The sequence below is a fragment of the Fibrella rubiginis genome (assembly GCF_017353185.1).
Lineage (GTDB): Bacteria > Bacteroidota > Bacteroidia > Cytophagales > Spirosomataceae > Fibrella > Fibrella rubiginis.
Map to the genome: position 1 here is coordinate 249,040 of NZ_JAFMYV010000002.1, position 23,989 is coordinate 273,028.

Sequence of the window (23,989 nt, forward strand, 5' to 3'; positions counted from 1 at the left end):
CATCGGCTGGTTGGGAGGCAGCCGATTGATTTGTGGCTAGATAAATCAGCACAAATCATGAAAACTATCCTGGTTCCGACCGATCTTAGTCCGTTGACAGTCAATGCGTTAGCTGTTACTGTTACGCTGGCGCGTCCCATGGGTGCCAACATTATACTGCTGCATTCAGTGGCTTACCCCATGCCGATGCCCGCCTACGCTGAAGCCTTCAGCAGTACCGTCGACTACACGATGAATACCTACGCAGACATTGAGCAGGATGCCCGTGACACCCTCAACCAACTGGCCAACAACCCGGCCTACGCCGACGTAACGATCCGTCCTGTGTTACTGACCAACGGACATGGGGTAGTCGACAACGTGACCGACCAACCTGCCGACCTGATTGTGATGGCTTCTGAAGGAGCATCGGGCCTGAACGAATGGCTGGTGGGGTCTAATGCCGAGGCTATTGTGCGCTACGCCCATTGCCCGGTGCTGGTGATTAAAAAGCCCGTGCCTCACTTTCAGCCCCGCAATATTGTTTGCGCCATCGACGTCGACGAGCGGCTGAACACCATGCATCCTTACCCTTTTCAACTGGGCGAACAGGGTTTAAACCAGTTTCTCTACGTGATGACGCCCACCGACAACCGCGACCCTGCCGGCATTCGCGACTGGGTAGATGCGTTTGCGCTGCGTAAAGGCATTTCGCGCTTCAGCTTTGTCATACGCCCCGCCAAAACCGTTCCGGAAGGCATCATCAACCACGCTAGAGAAGTGGGCGCCGACCTGATTGTTCTCTACACCCACGGCCATACCGGCCTGCGCCATTTGCTAACCGGCAGCGTAGCCGAAGACGTAGTCAACCACGCCGACGTACCCGTACTGATCATGCGGGCGTAAGAATCAGCGGAGGCCTACGAGCATCAATACAAGTCATGAACGTTGTAGTCGATGTCGGTGATTTCCCATTGGTAGTAAGTAAAGTCGCCGGTGGGAAGTTGCCAGGTGACGTCGCCTTTCACGGGGATCGTGACGCCGTGGAGGGTTTTCCAGGCGTGTGACGGGATGTACCACTGTTGCAGCGTACCCTTGTTGCCCCCACCCATGTAGCGCAGAGCCGATACACTTACCAGCCGGTGTTGCGCATCGAAGGCAAACGTGGCCCTGGCCGTCACACCTTTGTAGGTCATGGTAGCCTGGGCGTGCGTGTCGTCAATGGGTTGCCAGGCGATGTAGGGGCTGAGCGCCGCCGCCGGAAACCAGCAGATTTCGCCCAGGTAGCGCAGTAACGTACCCTGATCGGTTTTAGCATCGGCGGCATCTACCACCGGCACCACCGACAGGGCTTTGATGAGCATGTTGCCCCGGCCGTCTACGTACTTGTCGCGGCCCGCCAGGGGGAGAAATCGCATCATCCGCACGTCGGCTTTCCAGACAAACCCCGGCCTGTCGACGCTGAAATATTGTTCGGCGGAGGTGGGCATCCAGTTGCCGTTGGGGCTGGTGCGCATGAGGCCCCGCTGCCGAAGCCGCACCGTATGGATACGCTCATGGCCCACCACGCCGCTCGCCGTCAGCCACTGCTGAACGGGCGTGGGTAAGCCTGTCAGCATTTTTTCGGTAACAACTTCCTGCCTGACAGCTGGTTGGGCTAATACCTCGCGTGCTTCCTCATCGGTAGTCTGGTCGAAATGGGTGCGTGCGTAGGTCAGGCCCAGCACCGTGGCAATGAACACATTAACCAGCGTGCCTGCTTTGGCGTCGGGCCAGTAGATAATGATGAGCACCTGCGAGAGGCTTACGCTGCAGGCCGTAACGGCCAGCCAGCCCTCATGCCGGAGCAGGTAGCCCACCAGGGCCAGCAGGAAACCCAGGCAGGTGACCAGCCAGAGGCGCGTCAGCAGAGTGCCTACGTCGGCCGATATGGGAATGAGCGTTTTGCCCGTCATCGGCGTGGTGACCGTTAGGTGCCACTGGCTCACGAAGCCCATCAGGTGAATAAGGCCGTGGGTGAGCAGCAGAAAAGCAAACAGGTAGCGAAACATAGGGGTAGTTGGTTTAGCCAGGCAGCCATTTGCTAACGAAAGGGGATGCAGGACAACGGCAAACGGCGCTACTGACCTTAAAGTTGAGGTTTGGTGCTTTACCCTTCCATGAGGCTGCTCATCCCACAGGTTGACCAGCCTCAGTCTGCCGGTGCAGGGTCCGTTGCTTACTTACGATCATCTGATAGCGGCCTCGGCTGGCGAACGTGGACACAAGGTCGAAACTGAGCAGGACCATACCCTGTAAACAGATGGCTTCACCAAAACCCAGCCGCAGAGCCCGATGGGTAGCTGCTCCTGTTGCTGACATACATAGCCACAGCCCAGTTATGATATAGAGCAGGTCCAGCCCTAGATTGACCGCCAGGAACCGGCGAAATTCGCGCTCCTTTTTGGCCGTTACCCGCACTGAGAGAGCAGGAGAGAGTTGGTTTGCCTTGTACAGACACCATCCGGATATCAGCAGGTTGATGCTTCCCCAGGCAGCGTGCATGTGGACGAAGTGGTGCCACTGCCCGTTGGTAAACTGCATGGCAACGCCCCCCACCACCAGGCTCAGGATGGCCCAACTGGCGTAGCAGAGCGCGTGCGTCAACTGATGCCTGCGCAGGGGCAGCGACAAACGTTTGTAGTCAGGGTATGTTCTCATGCCTGCAACGTGAGCTGGTTAGCAACCGCAAAGTTGCTGGTAGCCATGCACGTGCAGGCTGCTTCTGGTCAGCTATTGAGCTGATTTGCAACAGCTGGGCGGGGCTTCACTTGGCAATTGTATCCGCACCACGGCATGCCTGAGCAGGCATGGGCAGGTGTCGGCAGATACAATTGAGCAGATCAGCCTCCGTAAAGGGTTTTGTCAGGTAACCCGTGGCCCCCATAGCGAAGCCTTTCTCCTGATCAGCTGGTTCGGTTTTAGCCGAAAAAAAATAGAACGGCAACTGCTTAAATCGCCCGTCGGCCCGGATGGTCCGCAGCACGTCATACCCACTGATGCCGGGCATCTGTACGTCGCAGAAAACCAGATCGGGCTGTTTGTTGCAAATGGCCGTAAGGCCATGTTGCCCGTCATCGGCCAGGGCGGTTTCAAACCCCAGAATGGCTAATAGCTCAACCGTGTTGTCGCCAATAGCTTCGTCGTCTTCAATAACCAGGATCGTTTTCATAACACGGCAGGGTATATGGATGAACAGGCAATATGACCAACCCGGATGGGCAACGCCTAGTGAATATAAGCAACCTGCAAGTGCCCGCAACCAATTGCCTGCGTTAAAATTAGGTTGCTATAAACATGGCCAGGGAAAATGTACTTACTTAGTTACGAGGCAGTTTACTTAACTCGGCAGAGAAAGTCGCCGTGGGCAAGGAAATAGCCACAAACAGAAGACGCCAACGCCCTGGGGCAGAATTGTATTGCACAATTCTGCCCCAGGGCGTTGGCGTCTTCTGTTTGTAACTTCTTAAAAACCGGCTACGTGTTCAGTCAGGTGTTCTTCGGCCTGCCCAACAGCCGCTACGCCCCGCAAAAACGCATCGGGGTTGAACGACAGACTGTTGATACCCGCCTTTACCAGAAATTCGGCAAAGGCCGGGTTGTCGCTGGGGCCTTGTCCGCAGATGCCCACGGGCGTACCCGTCAGGTGAGCCGAAGTCAGCAGCATGGCGATCAGGTCGCGCACGGCGGGGTCATTCTCGCTAAACAGCCCCTGCACCGTCGACGAGTCGCGGTCCACGCCGAGGGTGAGCTGGGTGAGGTCGTTTGAGCCGATGGAGAAGCCATCGAATAACTGGGCAAAGTCGTGCGCCTGAAGGACATTGCTGGGGATTTCGGCCATAACATACACTTCCAGGCCGTTTTCGTGCTGTCGAAGTCCAAATTTTGCCATCTGCTTCAACACCTGCCGCCCTTCGCCCACGGTGCGGCAGAAAGGGATCATCAGCTTCACGTTGGTCAGGCCCAGGTCATTACGTACCCGACGCATGGCCTCGCACTCGAGCCGGAACCCCTCGGCATACCGGTCGTCGTAATAGCGGCTCGCCCCGCGCCAGCCCAGCATGGGGTTTTCTTCAGTAGGTTCAAAAGCCTTGCCCCCCAGCAGATTAGCGTACTCGTTGGTTTTAAAATCGGAGAACCGCACAACCACGGGCCGGGGATAAAACGCGGCCGCCACCAGGGCTACCGACTGCGCCAGCTTGTCGACGAAGTAGGCTTTCTTGTCGGCATAGCCGTGGGTACGTTCATAGATCTGCCATACCGCGTCCGGGTCGGGCAGGTTGGGGTAGTTGATCAGGGCCATGGGGTGAATGCCAATGTCGTTGCTGATGCTGAATTCCATTCGGAACAACCCTACACCCTGACAGGGTAGCTGACTCAGCCGCAGGGCCTGTGCCGGGTCGGCCAGGATAAGCATACAGGGCGTGTGGGGCGCAGGCAGGTGAGCCAGATCGGTTTGCCGTTCGGTCCAGGCTAACGTACCGGCATATACGACACCCTGCTGACCGTCTACGCAGCTGACGGTGAGGTGGTGGCCCTCGTGAATGACCTGGGTGGCGGTGTTGGTGCCCACCACGGCCAGGGCACCAATTTCGCGGGCCACAATGGCGGCATGGCTGGTGCGCCCACCCCGGTTAGTCACAATGGCCGACACCCGTTTCAGGATCGGGTCCCAGTCGGGCGTCGTGATGTCGGTAATCAGGATATCGGTTGGACACAGATCAGCGGGTACGTCCTGGGGGGAGTTGACCACGCGGGCCGTGCCCGTCACGATGCGGTGGCCGATGCCGTTGCCCTGGCACAACACCGTGCCGGGCTGGGTTAGCTGGTAGTCCGTAATCGTTGTTAAGGTGCTGTCGGCCAGCGTGGTAACGGGGCGGGCCTGCACAATATACATCTCGCCGTCGAGGCCATCTTTAGCCCATTCAATATCCATGGGCTGGCCGTAGTGCCGTTCAATCAGCTGCGCCCAGCCGGCTAGCTGGTTTACTTCCTTATCACTCAGCACCAGTTGATGGCGCCGTTCCACCAGCGTGGGAATGTTCAGGGTGTGGTGTTCGCCGGGCGTATCGGCGTAGATCATCGTCATCGATTTGTCGCCCACTTTCCGGGTCAGCACGGCGTTGAGCAGGCCGATGGATGGTTTGAAAACATAATATTCGTCGGGATTGACGGTACCCAACACCACGTTTTCGCCCAGGCCCCAACTGCCCGTGATGAGCATGACCTGATCGTGGCCCGTATCAGGGTCGACGGTAAAGCACACGCCCGACGAGGCCAGGTCTGACCGCACCATGCGCTGCACCCCCACCGACAGGGCTACCTTCAGGTGGTCGAAGCCGTGGTCGTTGCGGTATTTGATGGCGCGGTCGGTAAACAGCGAGGCGTAGCAGGCCCGGCAGGCCCACAGCAGTTCGTCGTCGGTGCGCACGTTCAGAAACGATTCGTGCTGTCCGGCAAAGCTGGCGGTGGCTAAGTCTTCGGCGGTGGCACTGCTGCGCACGGCCACCTGAATGGCTTTGGAACTCTGTTTGCGCAACGCCCGAAAGGCTTTTTTGATGGCCGTCGCCACCGCAGCAGGCAGCGATGCCTGCCCAAACAGTGCCCGGATGGCCGTGCCCGTTTCGGCCAGATTAGCGTAGGTGGTGGTATTGAGGTTAGCCAGGAGTTGCCGGAGGGGCGCTTCCAGTTGGTTTTCCTGCAGAAACGCGCGGTAGGCGGCTGTGGTCAGCGCGAAGCCGTCGGGCACCTGAACGCCCTGCTCATCCAGGGCGCTGACCATCTCGCCGAGCGAGGCGTTTTTGCCGCCTACCTGACGGACCATCTGGTTGGTAATCTGATGAAAAGGCAGTACGAAGGGGTCCATGACAACGTCTGTTTAGGGGGTTGATACAGGCCCAAAAATAGAGTCGACCCTCACCCGGCATCGTGAGCGTTGTTAGGGGACCGGCTGAGTTTTGTCAGTCAGCCCGGCGGTGCTTATGCCGCCAGTTTGACCGAGGTCATGGTTAGCGAACCGGCCACGGCTTTGTCGTTGAAAAAAGATACGTTATCGGCAGGGCCCTGCAAGCCCAGCGTATACATCAGCGGCAGGTAGTGCTCCGGCGTGGGTATAGCCAGCAGGGCGTCTTTCCCCAGCGTGCTGTAGTTGATGAGCGGTTTGTGATCGCCCGATTCAATCAGCGTTTTAAACGTGTTGTTTATGGTCACGGCCCAGTCGTAGCCGTAGTCTGTATCGTTCAGCCGGTCCCAGGCGGCCATCCACAGGTTGTGCACCATGTTGCCGCTACCCATTATGAGTACCCCCTTTTTCCGCAAGGCGTAGAGTTCACGGGCCAGGTCGTAATGGTACTGCGGGCCTTTGGTATAGTCGATGCTGAGTTGCAGCACCGGAATGCTGGCGGTGGGGTACATGTGCCGCACGATGGTCCAGGTGCCGTGGTCAAGTCCCCAGTCGTGGTCCAGCTCAACATGCGCCGAGTGAATCAGTTGCGTGGTTTTCAGCGCCAGCGCGGGCTGACCGGGGGCGGGGTACTGCACCTCGAACAGGGCGGGCGGGAAGCCACCGAAATCGTGAATGGTTTTGGGGAAATCCATCGCCGTAATGCGTGTTCCCCGCGTAAACCAGTGGGCCGACACCACCAGCACGGCAGCTGGAACGGGAATTTCACCCGCCAGTTTGGTCCATCGGCGGCTAAATTCGGTATCCTCAATGCCGTTCATGGGCGAACCGTGACCAACGAACAGCACCGGCATCAGTTGATCCTGCACGGGCAGGCCGTCGGTGAAGGTTTTGAAGGCAGCTAAGGTTGTCATGTTTTGGCCTTTTAGATACCTAGTTGCTTGTTGTAGCTCTGGTTATCCCAGAAAAGATGCTCTTCGGTCATTACCCCATTGGTCCACAACCCAACCGTTGCCATGGGTAGCCTGAAGGCTTTACCGGTGGGGGTAATGAATTTGCCGTTGTCAACAGGCATCGGTTTGGTGAATGTCCCTTCCATTACGCCTGTCACCACCGTGTAGTTGCCCGACCCAAAGGCAATAGGATGTTGCTTAATGCGGGTGTCGGGGGCGAAAACAAACAGCTTTTTCAGGTCGTCGATGTGCACGTCGATGCCCTGCGCCATGTGGCCATCGGGCCAGTAAACTTTAATGTCTTTGGCGTGGCTTTCCCGCAGACGGTCCCATTTCTGGTTACTGAACACGTCGAAGTCCAGCACGTCAAAAGTTTTCAGGTGGCTGGCTATCGTGTCGTTCGATGCCACCAGTTGCAGGGCAACCTGCCGCAGGCTGTCGACGTTAGTCGATTCGCCGGCGGTTGTGGCTGCATGTTGCTGGCAGCTTGCCAACCCCAGCGTGGTCACGGCCAGGGCCACGGCCAGGGCCAGCATAAGTGCCCGAACAGGCGTTTTGGCGGTCTCCGTTGGCCGTTTGACGGTATCGGCCGTTTTGGTCAGCACCGCATCCACACTGGCTTTACCACCCCCGGCAATCAGCGCGACCAGGGCCAGGCCAAACAGCAGGATGAAGTATTCCAGCCCTTCGCCCTGGTTGGCCTGCATGTACCAGTTCATAAAAAAGCCATTGTGCAGGTGCGAGGTCAGCACCACGCCGAGGAAGTTGCCCAGGATGCCCAGTGCCGCAACGCGGGTGGCAGCACCAAAAATGAGCATCAGCGAACCGAAAAATTCAACCAGGATAACCAGCAGGGCCACGATCCAGGGCAAGCCTGCCGTACCGGTCATAAAGCCCATCGTGCCCTCGAAGCCGTAGCCCCCAAACCAGCCCAGCAGTTTTTGTGCCCCGTGCGGAAAAACCACAATGCCTAAGGCCAGGCGGGCAATCAGGGCCGTTGTGTTGGCCCCGTTGGTGGCGAATATCGTTTTCATGTTCTTGTGTGTTTCTTAGGGTTAAACTGTTTTGTGTCAACTAGTTGTGCAGGATTTTCCAGCCGGCCAGCCAGTTATAGCCGTTCTTCAGGGTCAGCTGAATCAGTAGCAGCGTCATGTTCTCCAGCGTGCGGCTCACCGACAGATCACCGGCTACGATGGGGTTAAACCCGGCCGTTGCCACCAGGTCTGAGACGGTCTCAACAGCGGCGGTATCGTTGCCCGCCACAAACGCATCGGCCTGCTGACCCGCAATGACCGGCGTAGCGAAGTCGGCGGCAAACACGGTGCTGAATGCCTTCACGACGTTGGCGTTGGGCAGGCGCTTTTGCAACTCTTCGGCAGCGCTGGTATTGGGGGCAGTTACCAATCCGCTGTAGGTTTCGTTGAGCGGGTTGGCTAAGCTGACCACAACTTTCTGGTTGGCAACCGCTTCGATTTGGGCGGCTATGTCGGCCTCGGCTGCGTGGGGTACGGCCAGAATAATGACGTCGGCCTCCTAAGAGACATCGGTTAGGCGTTGGTGGGCTTCCACGTCGGCCGAGGGGTTGGCTGCCCTGATGTCAGCAAGCAGCGTTTGTAGTTTGTCCTGGTCATTGCCGAACAGCAGCAGCCGATCAGTGCCTTTTGCCAGTGAGCGGCTGATACCCGACCCCATATTCCCCGTTGCGCCGATAACGGCTATCGTTTGCTTCGTTTTCATGTCGTTCTTCTTTTGTGACGACACAAAATTACCGGGCCGGGGAGGGGCCTACATTGCCCAAAATCAAGAAAGACCATTGATTCAGATCAATGGTCTTTCTTGTAAGAATCTGATTTTTAACAATTTAATTCTCGGCTATACGGCGGCGAATGCGGCTGAGGGTTTCGGGCGTCAGGCCCATATAAGAGGCAATCATGTGCTGTGGCACCCGTTGCACAATGTCGGGGTAGAGGGCAATCAGGTCCTGATACCGCTCTTCCGGCGACAGGCTGACGGTGGCGTTGAGGCGTTTCTGCAGGGCGATGTAGGCCCCCGTAATCAGGTCCAGCATATAGGTCTGGTAGCAGGGGGATCGTTGCAGCAATTCTTTATAGGCCGACTGGTTGATGAGCACCAGTTCCGAATCATCAATGGCTTCGATGTTGTAGCTGGATTCCTCGCCGGTCAGGAAGCTGTAGAGATCGGCGATGAACCAGCCCTCCAGCGCAAATTGCAAAATGTGTTCTTTGCCCTCACCGTCGACGGTGTAGGAGCGCAATGCTCCTTTCTCCACGAAGGCAATGACCTTACACACATCGCCCTCCTGCAGGAGATACTGCTTCTTACGAATTTTTTTCACCGACAGAAAGCGCTGAATCAAGGCCTGATCGTCGGCCGTAAGTGGCATTTTTTTGGCAAGGTGCCGGAAGTAAACCTCATACATAAGGGTAAAAATAAGCCTCAGCAACAGGCATAAAAAGGAGTATTTCCAGGTAAAGAAACGCGCGGTTGCCGAGGTTATACCCAGCCCAAGAGTAAGCTCACAGGCGGTTAGTAGAGCCAGGAAGCGGGCGGAGCAGGCAGTACCGCTTCCAGGTAGCTGCTTTTCGGTTGGCTACGGCTTTCGACGAAAACCGCCGCCGCCAATGCCCAGCGTAATGTAAAACCCGTGCGGGGAATAGCGGCTGGCTACCAAAGTGGTTGACATTGGTCTATCCCCATGCCACGTGGCCGACGCCGTGGTGAGCCGGTAGCCTACCCGTAGGCTGAGCAGCGGCCCGGCCAGCAATAACGGGTCGTTGCCCGTAGAAACAATATGCCAGTCTACCGTCAGGCCCAGATCAGTAGCAAAGCCATCAAGTACGGACGTCTCTACGGTGCCGTCTGTTTGTATGGCATTGACGTTGAGCGAATTATAGCCGGGTCCAACGCTGGGATACAATTTGGTGCGCCGGGATTGCCAGGCTACCCAGCCCACCCATAGGTGCGCATTCGAGGCCGACGATTCCAGGCGGGGTTGTGCGCCAGCGGCAGAGAGGGGCTTGTTGGTCAGCGACGACGCCGTGGCGCCAATCAGCCAGCGATTGACCCGGATATACGCCTCGGCCCCCACCATCGGATACCCATCGTTTCCTGCCGATCTGATGGCCGGGTTTAGTTGGTGCATGGCACTGGCCGAGCCAGGCCAGACACTCTGCCCACCAAAGAGAAACCCCGCGCCGCCCCATACCGACTGGCTGTTGGCCAGTTGTGGCAACAAAACGAAAAAAAGCACCATCTGTGTAGCCGTTTTCATAGTCGCAACAGCCCAGGCAAAGCATATGGTGGCTACCCGGACTGAGGGCAAGCTACGGGTAGTTCATCGCCCGGCACCTGATGGCCGTTAGCCAGCCCGCTGATCTTTCTTACTCAGCTGCCTGCAACTAACCAGGACTAACCAGGGCGGGCCGGACTTGCTTTGCCCGCCAAATGACTGTCACTCCTTGTTAAGTTATAGATTTTGGCTATGACTACATAGAAACAATAAATAAAAGCTATACTGAAGATTGACCTACATTTGATCCGTCAACCAATAAAACGCTATCAAATATGGAGAATAACGCAGGTCCGGATACGACCGTGTGGGACGTTAATGACGAAAGCAAAGTCAACACGGTAGGCAAGTGCCCATTCTCAGGCGGGGCATTAAATAAAAGCGCCGGCGGTGGCACGAGAAACCGTGACTGGTGGCCGAATCAGCTTAAGCTGAATATCCTCCGTCAGCATTCGTCGCTGTCTGACCCAATGGGCGAGACGTTCAACTATGCTGAAGAATTCAAGACGCTCGATCTGGCTGCCGTGAAGCAGGACATCGTCGATCTGATGACCAAGTCGCAGGATTGGTGGCCCGCCGACTACGGTCACTATGGTCCTTTCTTTATTCGGATGGCCTGGCACAGTGCGGGTACCTACCGCATTGGCGATGGCCGCGGTGGCAGTAGCTCAGGCGCCCAGCGGTTTGCCCCCCTCAACAGCTGGCCCGATAACACCAACCTCGACAAAGCCCGCCTGTTGCTGTGGCCGATCAAGCAAAAATATGGTCGGAAACTGTCATGGGCCGACCTGATGGTGCTCACCGGCAACTGTGCCCTTGAGTCAATGGGCCTCAAGACGTTTGGCTTCGGCGGCGGACGGGAAGATGTCTGGGAGCCTGAGGAAGATATCTATTGGGGTTCAGAAACAGAATGGCTGGGCGATAACGTGCGCTACGCCGGCAGCAACGGTACGCGTAAACTGGAGCAGCCCCTGGGAGCCTCGCATCTGGGCCTCATCTACGTGAACCCGGAGGGTCCGAAAAGCAACCCTGACCCACTAGGTGCTGCCTACGACATCCGGGAGACGTTTGGTCGCATGGCCATGAACGACGAAGAAACCGTGGCCCTGATTGCGGGTGGACATACCTTCGGCAAAACCCACGGGGCGGCTGACCCGACCCACCACGTTGGTTCTGAACCCGCCGGTGCCACCATTGAAGAGCAAAGCCTTGGCTGGAAAAACTCGTTTGGTACCGGACGTGGCCCCCATACGATTACCAGCGGTCTTGAAGGTGCCTGGACCTCAACGCCAACCCAGTGGGGCAACGAATATTTCGACAACCTGTTCCGCTTCGATTGGGAAGTGTATAAAGGACCGGGTGGGGCGCATCAGTGGCGGCCAGTCAACGGTGCCGGTGCGGGTACCATCCCCGATGCCCATGACCCGTCGGTTCGTCACGCGCCGTTCATGCTGACCACCGACATCGCCATGAAGGCCGATCCTGCCTACGAGAAAATCTCGCGTCGCTTCTACGAGAATCCCGATGAGTTTGCCGACGCCTTTGCCCGTGCGTGGTTCAAGCTGACCCACCGCGACATGGGGCCAATTGAGCGTTACCTCGGCCCGGAAGTGCCCACCGAAGAGCTGATCTGGCAAGATCCTGTGCCCGCCGTTACGCATAAACTAGTTGACGATCAGGCTGTTGCTGCCTTGAAAAGCAAATTGCTGTCGTCGGGCCTGTCGGTGTCGCAACTGGTGTCTACGGCCTGGGCTTCGGCGTCTACCTACCGCAATTCCGACAAACGGGGTGGCACCAACGGCGCCCGCCTTCGTCTGGCACCGCAGAAAGACTGGGAAGCCAACAACCCCGCCGAACTGGCTAACGTGCTGAAGACCCTCGAAGGTATTCAGCAGGCGTTTAATGGCGCGCAGGCTGACGGTACGCAGATTTCGCTGGCCGACCTGATCGTGCTGGGTGGCTGCGCCGGCGTTGAGCAGGCAGCCAGGAATGCTGGCTACGAGGTAACGGTACCGTTCACGCCGGGCCGGACAGATGCCTCGCAGGAGCAAACGGATGTTCGCTCATTTGATGCCCTGGAGCCAGGAGCCGACGGGTTCCGCAACTACCTGAACGCCCGGCATAAGTCGGCAGCTGAAGATATGCTGATCGATAAAGCCCAGCTGTTGACGCTGACGATTCCCCAACTGACGGTGCTCATTGGGGGTATGCGGGTGCTGAACACCAACTTCGACCACTCGAAACATGGTGTCTTCACGCAGCGTCCCGAGGTGCTTACCAATGATTATTTCATTAACCTGCTCGACATGGGTACCACCTGGCGCGCTACGTCCGACGCCCAGAACCTGTTTGTGGGTAGTGATCGCAACACGGGCGAACCCAAATGGACCGGCACCCGGGTTGACCTGATCTTCGGGTCGAACTCAGAACTCCGCGCCATTGCGGAAGTATATGGGTGTGAAGATTCGCAGGAGAAATTCGTGCGCGACTTCGTAGCAACCTGGGCGAAGGTGATGAATCTTGGCCGCTTCGATCTGGCCTGATTGCCGTTGGTTGTCTGGTTCTAGTAGGAGAAGAGGTGGCCTGGCAACGGGCCACCTCTTCTCTATTTCCCGCAGGTTGCTGGTGGCGTGGCATGCTATCTTCGCATAAATAAACCAACTGGATGCGTACACTTTTCTTTACGGCGCTCATGTTCTATACGCGGTTGCCGGTGCCAAAAAACATCGACCATTCCGAAGTTTTATTGAACCGGTCGACGGTGTTTTTTCCCTTCATCGGCTGGATCGTGGGGGGTATTGGGTTTGGCACCTACTGGCTGTGTACGTACCTGTTTCCCCCCGAACTGGCTGTTTTGTTTAGCATGATCGCCACGGTCTGGGTCACGGGGGCTTTTCACGAAGACGGGTTCGCCGATATGTGCGACGGCTTTGGCGGTGGCTGGAGCAAACAGCAGATTCTGACCATCATGAAAGACAGTCGCCTGGGTACCTACGGGGCCGTCGGGCTGGGGCTGCTGCTGGCCGTGAAATATTTCGCGCTTATGCGGTTGCTTCCCGGCGAGGCGATGGGTTGGCGGGTGGCGTTGAAGTTTATTTCGGCGCATAGCTTGAGCCGGTGGGTGGCTACCACGATCATTGCGGCCATGCCCTACGCCCGCGAAGATGAGCAGTCGAAGGCCAAACCCATTGCCAAAGGTGGCCTGTCGGGTTGGCCGCTGGTGGTGGCTACGCTGTTTGGCTGGTTGCCCACGCTGGCACTGGTGATTATCAGCGGCCTCTGGATCTACCTCACCTTCCTGATTCCGCTTTGGCTGGTACGCTGGCGGCTGATGGCGTTCTTCCGGAAATGGCTTGGTGGCTACACCGGCGATTGTCTGGGAGCCACCCAACAACTTACCGAAGTGGTTATCTATTTGTCCTACATCTCGCTGGTGTGGGTTAGCGTGTAACAATCCATGACGATCTACCTTATTCGCCATACCGAAGTGGGTGTGGGCCGGAGCATCTGCTACGGCAACTCCGACGTTGACCTGGCCGACAACTACCCCGACCAACTGGCCCGGATACGAAACAACCTGCTCACCCCGCCCGACCTGATCTGGTCGAGTCCGCTGAGCCGCTGCCGTCAGCTGGCGCAGGACCTGGCCCCGTCCGATACCGTTATTCAGTTTGACGAACGCCTCCGCGAATACCATTTCGGCGATTGGGAGATGCTGCCCTGGACCGATATCCCCCGCGCCGCCCTTGATGGGTGGATGGCTAACTTCGTGACGAACGCTCCCCCTGGGGGAGAGTCGTTTCAGGCCCTGGCGAACCGCGTTGGTGCTTTCTGGGACGAACAAATTTTGCCGCTGGCAGCGCAGGAAGGCCCAAAAACGGTCTATGTGGTGGCCCACGGTGGGGTGATCCGTACGTTGCTTTGTCTGTTCTTAGACCTATCTTTGCACAACGCCTACCGCCTCAACCTGGACTATGCTGCCGTATCAAAAGTGGCTATTCAGCAGGGGACTTATCAGGTAGCCTACATCAATCGTTAAATCAAAACAGACGTCTTTTGCGTCAACGAACGTCACTTCCAGTAATGAAACCGCTCCAGATTCGCCTAACCACGGCTGCTTCACTTGTTTTGCTCGTTGCCCTGTCGCGCTCTTTACCCCACCCGCCCAACGCCACCCCCGTGATGGCGATGGCCCTGTTCGGCGGTGCTCTGTTCGACAAAAAGTGGGTTGGCTTGGTTGTGCCTACGCTGGCCATGCTCCTGAGCGATGCCTTTATTGGTTTTCACGGTACTATGGGCGCGGTCTATAGCTCGTTTGCCCTGGCCTGGCTCATTGGAGCCGTCGCCCTACGCCAGCCTACGTTCGGGCGGGTTGTGGCCGGTTCACTGGTGGCATCGGTGCTGTTTTTCCTGATCACCAACTTCGCCGTGTGGTACGGCAGCAGCTTCTACCCACAAACGGGCGCGGGCCTGCTGGGTTGCTACGCAGCTGGCCTGGCGTTCTACAATAACCAGTCGTTTTTTGTTAACGCCCTCCTCGGCGATCTCTTCTTCAGCGGCCTGCTCTTTGGTGGCTACGCCCTGCTGCAACGTCGCTTCCCGGTGTTGAAGGTGGCGTAAGCTCTTCGCAACAGTTCATAAAAAAGTGGCCTCTGGTGATCCGGAAGCCACTTTTTTTATGGAGTCGTGCTGTCAGGTTCGCTAACCTGACAGCACGACTCCATATTCGACCCCAGCGGGGTCTGGTCTTTGTAGAACCAATCCCATCAGCGCAGTATGTTTCGACTCCAGCGGAGTCGCGTCTTTGTCAGAGCATTGGCCAAGTAAGGTTGTGGTAAACGAGAAGACAATAAGACGCGACTCCGCTGGAGTCGAAACATACTGCGCCGACGGGACCGTTTCTACAAAGACTAGACCCCGCTGGGGTCGAATACTGTGTAAGGATGTAGCTTGCGTAGCTTTATCTAGCTTGGTAGAGACGAGGCGGTTTCACCATCAGGCACGACCCCACAAAAAAAGCCCGGACCTCACGGCCCGGGCGCATCTCACAGGTTATTTGGTACTGTCTTAGTTCGGCATCAACACCGTGTCGATCACGTGGATCACGCCGTTAGACTGGTTGACGTTGGCGATGGTAACGGTCGACGTGCCACCTTTCTCGTCGATCAGCATAAGTTTTTTGCCTTTCTGCATGGCCGTCAGCGAACCACCGGCTACCGTTTTCAGCATGGCTTTACCACCGCCGTCTTTAATCGCTTTCATGAGTTCCAGAGCGGTCATTTTACCAGCTACTACATGGTAGGTCAAAATGCTCGTCAGCGTTGCTTTGTTTTCTGGCTTCACCAGCGTCTCTACGGTACCGGCAGGCAGTTTGTTGAAGGCTGCGTTGGTAGGGGCAAACACCGTGAACGGACCCGGGCCAGACAGTGTCTCAACCAGACCAGCCGCCTTAACCGCTGCTACCAGCGTAGTGTGGTCTTTTGAGTTCACTGCGTTTTCAATAATGTTTTTCGAAGGGTACATGGGGGCACCACCTACCATTACAATCTTTCCCTGAGCGAAAGACGATTGACCGACAGCCAAAAGGGCCACTGCACCAAGAATAAATTTGAAAGAAGTCATGAGCTTTGCAGGAAAACCTGCGTTTGTTAGTGAATTTGTTTGAGATCGACTCTCGGAAACATCTACGGAGATAAGCGTACGTTCAGATTGGCAGCTGGCTAAAAAAATATCAAAAAAGGCCCTGAACACGTGTTCAGGGCCTTTTTTGATGTGTTGACTATACTTTGCTTGACTATCACCGACCACCCGGTGGGCAGTTTTTCTTCAGAAAATTAGTGTACAGGGCATTTAGGTGTTGCCGCGTACCAGCCCCTTCATAAATCCCGTGCGACCGGTTGGGGTAGGCCATAAACTGAAACTGTTTGTTGTATTTAACCAGTTCATTGACCAGCATTTCGGCGTTGGCGTAGTGCACGTTATCGTCGCCGGTACCGTGGATGTAGAGCAGGTTGCCGCGCAGGTTTTTGGCGTGCGTGATGGGCGAACCCGCCACAAAATCGTCTCTGTTCTCCTGCGGCAGGCCCATATACCGTTCCTGATAAATGTTGTCGTAGGTAAGCTGGTTAGCCACCGCCGCCACGGCAATACCCGTTTTGTAAATGTCGGGGTACTGAAACAGCAGGTTCAGCGTAGACGACCCGCCGCCGCTCCAGCCCCACACGGCCACCCGGCTCGTGTCGATGTAGCTATGGCGACTGAACAGGGCCTTCGCGCCCATGGCCTGATCGCGGATGTTGAGCCGGCCAATCTGCCGGTAGATGCTCTTGCGCCAGGCGGCTCCCTTCAGCGTGGGCGTGCCCCGGTTGTCGAGGGCAGCGTAGATGTAGCCTGACTTGGCCATCCCTTCGGTGTACATATTGTTCTCGCCCGCGCCGAAAACGTCGTTGGTTGTGGTTCCGGCGGGTTCGCCGTAGACGTAAAAAACGATGGGGTATTTTTTGGTACTATCGAAATCCGTCGGCAGAGCCATCCAGCCATCCAGTGTCACGTTGTCGGCGGTGTTAACGGTAAAAAACCGCACGTTACGGCCCGATTCTGCCGAAGGGCGCGGGTTGGTGCCGGGGCGCAGGGGCTTATGGTCGGCAAGGGTAACGAAGGCGCGGGTAGGCGGGGTACGGTGGCTCGAAAAGCTGTGGAAGGCCAGCTGTCCGTTGGGCGATACGTCGTAGCTGTGGGTGCCAATCAGTTCGGCGGGCGAGAGCCGTTCCGCCTTGCCGCCCGCCAGCGGCACCCGGTAGAGGTACCGCTGCGTGGCGTTGTCGGGCGAGGCGGTGAAATACACGAAGCCGGACGCGGAACCGCCCCCCCGCTCGTCGATGCGTTCCAGTTCGGCCATATCGTAGTTGCCGGGTGTAAGCAGGGTCTGCTGTTTGCCATCGCGGCTGAATTTATAGATGTGCCGCCAGCCGTCTTTTTCCGACACCCACAAAAACGATTTGCCCCCGTCGACCCACTCCCAGCCGGTCGGGTCGTCGCGGTCCCAGCGGGCTTTAATGTCGATCCAGGCGTTGTCAGTTTCGGTGAAGATGGGCTTTACGGTGTTCTTCGCCGCGTCGCAAACGAAAAGGATAGACTCGTTCTGTTTGCGGTTCAACTGCTGGACAATCAGCTCGTTGCCCGATGGTCCCGTGGTCGGAAACCACTCGGCCCGGACCAGGTAATGCTGCGCCGGGTCACCGGGGAGGGGTAGCCAGCGTGTCTTGCCACCCGTGGCGTTTACCAGCCCAAGGCGGGTAGGGGAGGGCGACTCACCCACCTTTGGGTATTCGACCGGGATGGTGTATGAATAGATCGAGTCGGTGTTGTTGATCATCAGGAAATCGCGGATTTTGCTCGCGTCTACCTGCCAGTAGGCCAACTGCTTGCTGTCGGGACTCCAGCGGAAACCATCGCGGCAACCAAATTCCTCTTCATAGGCCCAGTCGAAGGTGCCGTTGATGCGTTGGCGGGTGCCATCGCTGGTAAGCTGGGTGACTTTGCCGGTGGCGATTTCTTCCGAAAACAGGTTGCTTTTGCTCACATAGCCCACCCGCTTGCCGTCGGGCGAGAGCTTGGCATATAGCAGCGACTGCGCGGGTTGTTTAGCTCCTATCTGTTTTAACTGGCCGGTTTGGCGACCCATCGGGCGCGTCAGGACGTAATAATCACCCCGCGTATTGTATCGCCAGACGCGGGCCGTATTGGTGAAAATAAGTACCTGCGACGAATCCTGACTAAAAGCAAAATCGGCCACGTTGATGGGGCCTTTGCCGTTTGCCGGCGTAAGCTGCGCGGCGGTGACGAGGGTCGTTTCCTGCCCGGTGCGCACGTCGGTGCGGGTAATGCCGCCTTTGGCTGCCTGAATGGTAGCGTTGCCGTCGGCGCTCCAGCGCAGGTTACGCGACCGGAATTGAGCCGTTGCCGACAGCGAAACGCCTACCAGCAGCAGCACACCAATTTTTCGTGAAAAATGCATTGAATGATTGATTGAAGGTAGGGGACCGGCATCATCTGCGGTCGCCTGTTTTTATTGTGCCGTGAAGTTAAACCGTAAGGCGTAAATACCTTTACGTTACCTATGCACCTGTTTTACCAACCCGCGCTTTCGCCCACCGACACCTCCGGCACGCTCACCGACGACGATGCCCGGCACGCCACCCGCACCCTTCGTCTCGGCCCCGGCGAGGCTATTGCGGTGACGAATGGACGCGGAAATCGTTTCCTGAGCGTTATCACAAAGGCCGATAACAAGCAGTGCGCGTTCCGGGTAGAAACAGTTGACACAGTCGCACCGCGCCCGTTTTCCGTACGTATCTGCGTGGCTCCAACCAAGAACCTGGATCGTGTGGAGTGGTTTGTGGAAAAGGCCGTTGAACTGGGCATTGAGCGGATCAGTTTCTTCTTCGGACAGCACTCCGAACGGCGTGTGTTGAAGCTGGAACGCATTGAAAAAATTGCCGTAGCGGCCATGAAACAGTCGCTGCAAGCGTGGTTGCCCCAACTAGACGAGGCTGTTCCGCTGGCGCAGTTATTAAAACAGCCTGCTGATGGTCAACGGTTTATTGCCCACCTACCAGAAGATGGTCAGGCTCCACATTTGTTTAGTGCCGCCGGACCGGCTCAACAGTATATTGTGCTTATTGGCCCGGAAGGCGATTTTTCGGCACAGGAAGTGCAGCAGGCTATTGACGCAGGCTTCCAGCTTGTGACCCTTGGCCCCAACCGCCTCCGCACCGAAACCGCCGCCTTGAGCGCCTGTCAGAGTTTGAATTTGTTGAACGTAGTAAATCTAGTAAACCTATAAGGTTTCCGAAACCTTATAGGTTTGAACAATAGCCCTATGAAACGACTCCTGGTCCTACTTGTACTCATCATTCATCATTCATCGTTCACTATTTCTGCGGCCCACGCCCAGCCCTATGGCTTCAAGATTGCCAAACTGAAATACAACGGTGGCGGTGACTGGTACGCCAACAAAACCTCGCTGCCGAACCTGATCAAATTTGCCAATCAGCAGCTGCGGATGGCCATTTTTCCCGAAGAAGACATCGTGGAGGCGGGCAGCCCCGACCTGTTTTCGTACCCATTTGTCCACATGACCGGTCACGGCAACGTGTCGTTTTCAGAGGGCGAGGTCGACAACCTGCGGAAATACTTGCAGTCGGGTGGGTTTCTGCACGTCGACGATAACTACGGCCTCGATAAGTTTATCCGCCGCGAAATGAAGCGGGTGTTCCCTGATTTGTCTTTTGTGGAACTGCCTTTTTCGCACCCTATCTATAACCAGAAGTTCAAGTTTCCAAACGGTTTGCCGAAGGTGCATGAGCATGATGGCAAGGCCCCGCAGGGATTTGGCCTGATCTATCAGGGACGATTAGTGTGTTTTTATAGTTATGAGTGTGACCTGGGTAACGGCTGGGAAGATCAGGTGATCTACAACGATCCCGAATCGGTCCGTCAGGCGGCGCTGCGTATGGGTGCCAACCTGTTGCAATACGCGACTACAGTGGCCAATTGACAATATTAGCCAATTAAATACGCCAGCAACGGGTGGAAAGGCCTTGTAGTCCCCGAAAAATCTTATTTTTGTTAAGTCATTCGTTTTTGTTTTTGCTCAATAGTTAAACGTTAACCACTGTGATCGTTATCGCCGCCTTTGCCGCGCACTGGTACCTCTCATTGTTCTGCCAGACCTTCTTTCTGCACCGTTATTCGGCCCATAAGATGTTCTCGATGAGTAAGTTCTGGGAGCGGTTCTTCTACGCCCTGACCTACGTCTCGCAGGGATCGTCGTATCTAAGCCCACGGGCCTATGCCGTGTTGCACCGGATGCACCACGCCTTCAGCGACACCCCCCGTGATCCCCACTCGCCACACCACACCAAGAACGTGTTTACGATGATGTGGCAGACCAAAAACATTTACAACGCCGTGTTGCACCGCAAGCAGGCCATCGAACGGCAGTTTGACCGCAACTATCCCGAGTGGAATTTTATCGAGAAAGTAGGCGACTCATGGTTATCGCGGGCCGGATGGGGCGTGGCCTATAGCCTGTTCTACATTTTTGCGTTCATTTATCTTGACATGCACTGGGCGTTTTTCTTCCTGCTGCCCGTCCACTTCGTGATGGGGCCCGTTCACGGCGCGATTATCAACTGGAGCGGACACAAGTACGGATACAGTAACTTCGACAACCACGATAAATCAAAGAATTCACTGATCATGGACGTGGTCATGATGGGTGAGCTGTTCCAGAACAACCACCACAAATTGCCCAATTCGGCCAACTTCGGGGCCAAGTGGTTTGAGTTTGACCCTACCTACCCGATGATCAAAGTGCTCTCGAAGCTACGCATCATCAAGATGCGCCCCGCCAAAGCCACCGCCGAGTTTGAAACCGGCCACGAGCGTCGGGTAGAGGCCTAGAAAGAGGTTTGTTTGACGCCTATGGTATGAAGCCGCTCCGGAGCAATTTGGAGCGGCTTTTTTGTGTACTACCTAACTGGCACTCCGTACGCTTCCCGAATCTCCGCTGACAATGGTGCCACCTTACCCGGATTTTTCTTTAGCCAGTTCAATGCCCCTTCTGGCGTGAGCCAAAGTACCTTGTTGGAATCGGTCGCAATCCAATTCCCGTCAGGTGAGAACACCGCCGAGGAGACAGAACCCTGGATGGGTAGTGTGTAGAGTTGCTTGCCCGTATGGTCCCAGACGGTAACAGCTTTGTGATCAGCAACCGTAATAATTTGCTGCCCATCGGGTGAGAAGTTTGCTGAGTTGACTAAACCCGGCACCCGGAATGCTTTGATCCGCTTACCGTTCCAATCCCAAATTGTAACCGTACCGTCTCTATTAACATCCAAATAATTATCCTCAGTGTAAATGGAAGAAGTAAGTATCAGACTTTGACTAGGCGAGAATACAGCCGATGTGACAAAATCTCTGTATTTGTTGTAAGGCAGTTTTAGCAGAAATTTTCCGCTGCTATCCCAAACAGTAGGCTTGTCTGTAGCGGATGTAGTCAATAGTCGGCTCCCATCACGTGAAAATACCGCCGAGTTTATAGAACCTTGGGGGAGTACACATAATGGCTTTCCATTCTCATTCCAGACTGCGGTTTTACCCCCATGAGAACGGGTTAGGACCCATTTAGCAGATGGTGAGGCTATCGCAGAATACATTAGATCTGGCATAAATAGCGTATATAGCCGCTGCCCGTTTTGTCCCCAGACGGTAATTGTACTATCACTAGCTGTCGTAAGCATCTGGCTCCCGTCTGGCGAAAACACAGCTGAGTATACCTTGCCTCGGTGTGGGAGTGTCAGCAGCCGATTTCCCTCAAGGTCCCAGACCGTTGCTGTAGTATCTCCATATTGCCTTGACGTGGTCAGAATTCGATCTCTATCAGGCGAAAAGGACACTGTATTGACAGTAGCCTGCTTATAGCGCGTCCTCAGCCAGTTTCTGTCAATGTGCCAAACCCAGACTCCCCCATCCAGCGTTTGCGTGAGAATCTGACTGCCATCTGGCGAGAAAGCCGCTGATTTCACGCCGCTCTTGTGATCGAAAACCTGTAACAATTTTCCCTCAAGATTCCAGATCCTCGCCATCTTGTCGCCCGATGCGGTCAGTATTTGGGTTCCATCCGGTGAGAACACCGTTGAGGAGACTGCACCTGGAATAAAAATTGGTAATTATATACGTGACAAACCCAAAATTTAATCCTAATTTTGGGATCAAATACTTGTTTATCAAGTAGTTAACTCTTATATTTAAGCCATAATCGAATACGAAAATGGCTAAGAAATCCGCTTTTACTCTGGCAGATCTCGGTGAGAAATTCTCCGACGAATTAACCTGCAAAAAGTATTTGGCGGGTCTACGCTGGAAAGGTGGCGATGCCGTTTGCCCTCACTGTGGTCATAAGAAATCCTACGTCTTCGCTAATGGGGATTGCAAGTGTGCTTCCTGTCGTAAGAAATACAGCGTAAGGGTAGGTATTATTTTTGCCATGCGAGGAAAGTCATTCGATGCGCCTATGACGGGCGTTGTTGAGTTGGACGAGACTTATGTAGGTGGCAAAGAAGCCAATAAACATAAGTCAAAGCGCACCGAAGGGACGCAAGGGCGTAGCACCAAAGTAAAGGCTCCCGTATTCGGTATGGTTGAGTGTAATGGGCGCGTGGTAGCTATGACGGTAAAGGCGGTTGATGCTAAAACGTTAGAACCAATCATTACCCAACACATCAAAGTAGGCGCTAAAATCATGACTGATGAGTGGACGGCTTATGTCCGCTTACACCGCTTGTATGACCACCAAATCGTACGGCACGGTCAAGGCGAGTACGTTAGTGGTGAGGCCCACACGAATACGCTGGAAGGGTTCTGGTCGTTATTAAAACGGGGTATCATCGGCATTTACCATCACGTCAGTATCAAGCATTTAGATCAGTATGTAGGCGAGTTCACTTACCGCTATAACAGTCGTAAGGTAGATGATGCTCAACGGTTTAACGCTGCTTTAGGCAATATTGATGGACGGCTAACTTACAAGACCCTTATTAAGTAAACCTTGTTTTGGTTAGTAAGCAAACGGGTAGTATCATTGCAGCCCAAAGGCTGGCAAGTATGGGTAAGCAGAAAAAGCGAACCGGAAAACCGGGCCGTGTGGTAGAAGAAACAGAAGTAAGGGAGGAAATAACGTTTGAGCAGTTTGAGCGGACAATGAAAACCATCATCCGTTCAAAGCAGCCCCAAAGTGAATCCTCAACTACAAAGAAAAAGAGAGATGCGGACGGCAATCCGCGCTCTTTTTAACCCCGCTTAACGGCAGGGTTTGGTATGATGATTGTCCTATTTGGACTTGGCATCACTACCCTCGCGGGTTACGCGTCTAATACGATAGACCGTAACCACCTTGATTTTGATTCCCCAGTGGGTTTCAAGAATCGTGGCTTTAACCTTTTCTGCTTTCATACAGCATAGGGGTTAACGTGAAACTAATACCCGGATTCGTTCAAGCCGGGACACTCTACGCACCCCTTGCAAGGTTAAGACTTGGCGGTCACCCTTGCTTGGGGTGTTGTCGTTTGTTGCCCAAAAGGCATCTATTTCAGTGTCCAGCCCAATGCATCCGCCTTTTCCTGAAAAGCGGCTTCGGTACTGTCAAGTTTGTGGTATAGCGGTCGGAGGTTTCTTTTTTCGTCAAGAGCTTCGCGCTTTTTTATGTCAACGCCTCGTGACAATATGTCGCGCACTGTTTTCATGTTCTCTTGTAAGCCCAGGCCTTCGGCTGTTTCTGAAACAGTTACCGGTAAAGGGCTTGATTCAACGAACTCACGAATGCGGGTCGTCATCGTCTTAGGGACTACAGAGAGACCCTTCTCTCCGGCGGGCGGAATTGAATCGTCGGGTAGGGGTAGGCTGTCCAATAATCGTAATTCGGCTTCTGCTTTCTTCTTTCTGTCTTGAGTCCTTTTAATACTCTCGTCAAGTTTTCTAATGCCCTCTTCGAGTTCTCCTCTGTCCTTTTTAAGATCTGATTCACTCTTGTCGCTATCGACTAGGGTCTGTTCAAGTAGCGACCTATAGAAGTCAGTGTCGATTTGATGCCGCCCTATTGAGGGTGGGCCATCTATTGGGTTTGTCGTGTCACTCATAAGCACGGGACGTTCTGGTGTCTACAAACTTATGGATTGCCTGTGACAATTACAATCGAAAAAAACATTTCGTAGACCGGTGTAGACCGTGACAAGGGAGAAGCGT

General features: G+C 55.3%; 25 protein-coding genes. 10 read left to right on the forward strand and 15 right to left on the reverse strand.

The window, feature by feature from the left end; genetic code table 11:
- The first annotated feature begins 57 nt into the window (after positions 1-57).
- Positions 58-885, forward strand: a complete 828-nt coding sequence (locus tag J2I47_RS04520) for a universal stress protein (protein ID WP_207363370.1) — start codon at positions 58-60, stop codon at positions 883-885.
- Between the two features lie 23 nt (positions 886-908).
- On the opposite strand, the gene J2I47_RS04525 is transcribed toward J2I47_RS04520, so the two are convergent.
- The 10 genes from J2I47_RS04525 to J2I47_RS04570 form a co-directional block, all read right to left on the reverse strand.
- Entirely contained in the window at positions 909-2,030 is a 1,122-nt protein-coding gene (locus J2I47_RS04525) for a DUF6544 family protein (protein ID WP_207363371.1), read from the reverse strand.
- Between the two features lie 118 nt (positions 2,031-2,148).
- Positions 2,149-2,679, reverse strand: coding sequence for a DUF6992 family protein (locus J2I47_RS04530; protein WP_207363372.1), 531 nt, complete (start codon positions 2,677-2,679; stop codon positions 2,149-2,151).
- Between the two features lie 106 nt (positions 2,680-2,785).
- Positions 2,786-3,190 (reverse strand): response regulator, encoded by a 405-nt coding sequence (locus tag J2I47_RS04535; protein WP_207363373.1) that lies wholly within the window; start codon positions 3,188-3,190, stop codon positions 2,786-2,788.
- A 294-nt stretch (positions 3,191-3,484) separates the two neighbouring features.
- Positions 3,485-5,884, reverse strand: coding sequence for a phosphoenolpyruvate synthase (gene ppsA, locus J2I47_RS04540; RefSeq protein ID WP_207363374.1), 2,400 nt, complete (start codon positions 5,882-5,884; stop codon positions 3,485-3,487).
- Positions 5,885-5,997: 113 nt separating this feature from the next.
- The gene (gene ygiD, locus J2I47_RS04545; RefSeq protein WP_207363375.1) at positions 5,998-6,834 is read right to left on the reverse strand and encodes a 4,5-DOPA-extradiol-dioxygenase; all 837 of its coding nucleotides are present in this window, start codon (positions 6,832-6,834) and stop codon (positions 5,998-6,000) included.
- Between the two features lie 11 nt (positions 6,835-6,845).
- Positions 6,846-7,907, reverse strand: coding sequence for a DoxX family membrane protein (locus J2I47_RS26460; protein ID WP_229374277.1), 1,062 nt, complete (start codon positions 7,905-7,907; stop codon positions 6,846-6,848).
- Between the two features lie 40 nt (positions 7,908-7,947).
- Positions 7,948-8,319 (reverse strand): NADPH-dependent F420 reductase, encoded by a 372-nt coding sequence (locus J2I47_RS26465; protein ID WP_229374280.1) that lies wholly within the window; start codon positions 8,317-8,319, stop codon positions 7,948-7,950.
- Between the two features lie 87 nt (positions 8,320-8,406).
- On the reverse strand, positions 8,407-8,610 hold the full coding sequence (locus tag J2I47_RS26470; RefSeq protein WP_229374282.1) for a hypothetical protein: 204 nt from the start codon (positions 8,608-8,610) through the stop codon (positions 8,407-8,409).
- 124 nt (positions 8,611-8,734) lie between these two features.
- Complete coding sequence (locus J2I47_RS04565; protein WP_207363376.1) at positions 8,735-9,313, reverse strand: Crp/Fnr family transcriptional regulator; 579 nt, start codon at positions 9,311-9,313, stop codon at positions 8,735-8,737.
- A 171-nt stretch (positions 9,314-9,484) separates the two neighbouring features.
- Complete coding sequence (locus J2I47_RS04570; RefSeq protein ID WP_207363377.1) at positions 9,485-10,165, reverse strand: hypothetical protein; 681 nt, start codon at positions 10,163-10,165, stop codon at positions 9,485-9,487.
- A 293-nt stretch (positions 10,166-10,458) separates the two neighbouring features.
- Here J2I47_RS04570 and katG point away from each other — a divergent pair, with 293 nt between their 5' ends.
- The 4 genes from katG (at position 10,459) to J2I47_RS04590 (ending at position 14,803) form a co-directional block, all read left to right on the forward strand.
- On the forward strand, positions 10,459-12,726 hold the full coding sequence (katG, locus tag J2I47_RS04575) for a catalase/peroxidase HPI (RefSeq protein ID WP_207363378.1): 2,268 nt from the start codon (positions 10,459-10,461) through the stop codon (positions 12,724-12,726).
- A gap of 122 nt (positions 12,727-12,848) precedes the next feature.
- Positions 12,849-13,634, forward strand: a complete 786-nt coding sequence (locus tag J2I47_RS04580; protein ID WP_207363379.1) for an adenosylcobinamide-GDP ribazoletransferase — start codon at positions 12,849-12,851, stop codon at positions 13,632-13,634.
- Positions 13,635-13,640: 6 nt separating this feature from the next.
- Positions 13,641-14,222, forward strand: coding sequence for an alpha-ribazole phosphatase (gene cobC, locus J2I47_RS04585; RefSeq protein ID WP_207363380.1), 582 nt, complete (start codon positions 13,641-13,643; stop codon positions 14,220-14,222).
- 44 nt (positions 14,223-14,266) lie between these two features.
- Positions 14,267-14,803: a DUF6580 family putative transport protein gene (locus J2I47_RS04590; protein ID WP_207363381.1), complete on the forward strand. Its 537-nt coding sequence runs from the start codon at positions 14,267-14,269 to the stop codon at positions 14,801-14,803.
- 447 nt (positions 14,804-15,250) lie between these two features.
- Here J2I47_RS04590 and J2I47_RS04595 read toward each other — a convergent pair whose 3' ends face one another.
- Together J2I47_RS04595 and J2I47_RS04600 are read right to left on the reverse strand one after the other, a co-directional pair.
- Positions 15,251-15,805 (reverse strand): fasciclin domain-containing protein, encoded by a 555-nt coding sequence (locus J2I47_RS04595; protein ID WP_207363382.1) that lies wholly within the window; start codon positions 15,803-15,805, stop codon positions 15,251-15,253.
- Positions 15,806-15,980: 175 nt separating this feature from the next.
- Positions 15,981-18,200 carry a S9 family peptidase gene (locus J2I47_RS04600; RefSeq protein WP_207363383.1) on the reverse strand — a complete coding sequence of 740 codons (2,220 nt, stop codon included), beginning with the start codon at positions 18,198-18,200 and terminating at the stop codon, positions 15,981-15,983.
- Positions 18,201-18,302: 102 nt separating this feature from the next.
- Here J2I47_RS04600 and J2I47_RS04605 point away from each other — a divergent pair, with 102 nt between their 5' ends.
- The 3 genes from J2I47_RS04605 to J2I47_RS04615 all read left to right on the forward strand — a co-directional run bounded on the left by J2I47_RS04605 (position 18,303) and on the right by J2I47_RS04615 (position 20,650).
- Positions 18,303-19,028: a 16S rRNA (uracil(1498)-N(3))-methyltransferase gene (locus tag J2I47_RS04605; protein WP_207363384.1), complete on the forward strand. Its 726-nt coding sequence runs from the start codon at positions 18,303-18,305 to the stop codon at positions 19,026-19,028.
- A gap of 36 nt (positions 19,029-19,064) precedes the next feature.
- Positions 19,065-19,742, forward strand: coding sequence for a DUF4159 domain-containing protein (locus tag J2I47_RS04610; RefSeq protein WP_207363385.1), 678 nt, complete (start codon positions 19,065-19,067; stop codon positions 19,740-19,742).
- Positions 19,743-19,861: 119 nt separating this feature from the next.
- Positions 19,862-20,650, forward strand: a complete 789-nt coding sequence (locus J2I47_RS04615; RefSeq protein WP_207363386.1) for an acyl-CoA desaturase — start codon at positions 19,862-19,864, stop codon at positions 20,648-20,650.
- Between the two features lie 68 nt (positions 20,651-20,718).
- Here the strand turns inward: J2I47_RS04615 and J2I47_RS26960 are convergent, their stop codons facing one another.
- A complete protein-coding gene (locus tag J2I47_RS26960; RefSeq protein WP_374759898.1) occupies positions 20,719-21,912 on the reverse strand; it encodes a WD40 repeat domain-containing protein in 1,194 nt (397 codons plus the stop codon).
- 107 nt (positions 21,913-22,019) lie between these two features.
- Here J2I47_RS26960 and J2I47_RS04625 point away from each other — a divergent pair, with 107 nt between their 5' ends.
- Together J2I47_RS04625 and J2I47_RS04630 are read left to right on the forward strand one after the other, a co-directional pair.
- The gene (locus J2I47_RS04625) at positions 22,020-22,793 is read left to right on the forward strand and encodes an IS1595 family transposase (protein WP_207363388.1); all 774 of its coding nucleotides are present in this window, start codon (positions 22,020-22,022) and stop codon (positions 22,791-22,793) included.
- Between the two features lie 59 nt (positions 22,794-22,852).
- Positions 22,853-23,041 carry a hypothetical protein gene (locus J2I47_RS04630; RefSeq protein WP_207363389.1) on the forward strand — a complete coding sequence of 63 codons (189 nt, stop codon included), beginning with the start codon at positions 22,853-22,855 and terminating at the stop codon, positions 23,039-23,041.
- Positions 23,042-23,077: 36 nt separating this feature from the next.
- Here J2I47_RS04630 and J2I47_RS26755 read toward each other — a convergent pair whose 3' ends face one another.
- Together J2I47_RS26755 and J2I47_RS04635 are read right to left on the reverse strand one after the other, a co-directional pair.
- A complete protein-coding gene (locus J2I47_RS26755) occupies positions 23,078-23,200 on the reverse strand; it encodes a hypothetical protein (RefSeq protein ID WP_262898999.1) in 123 nt (40 codons plus the stop codon).
- Between the two features lie 131 nt (positions 23,201-23,331).
- Positions 23,332-23,883, reverse strand: coding sequence for a hypothetical protein (locus J2I47_RS04635; protein ID WP_207363390.1), 552 nt, complete (start codon positions 23,881-23,883; stop codon positions 23,332-23,334).
- Positions 23,884-23,989 lie beyond the last annotated feature (106 nt).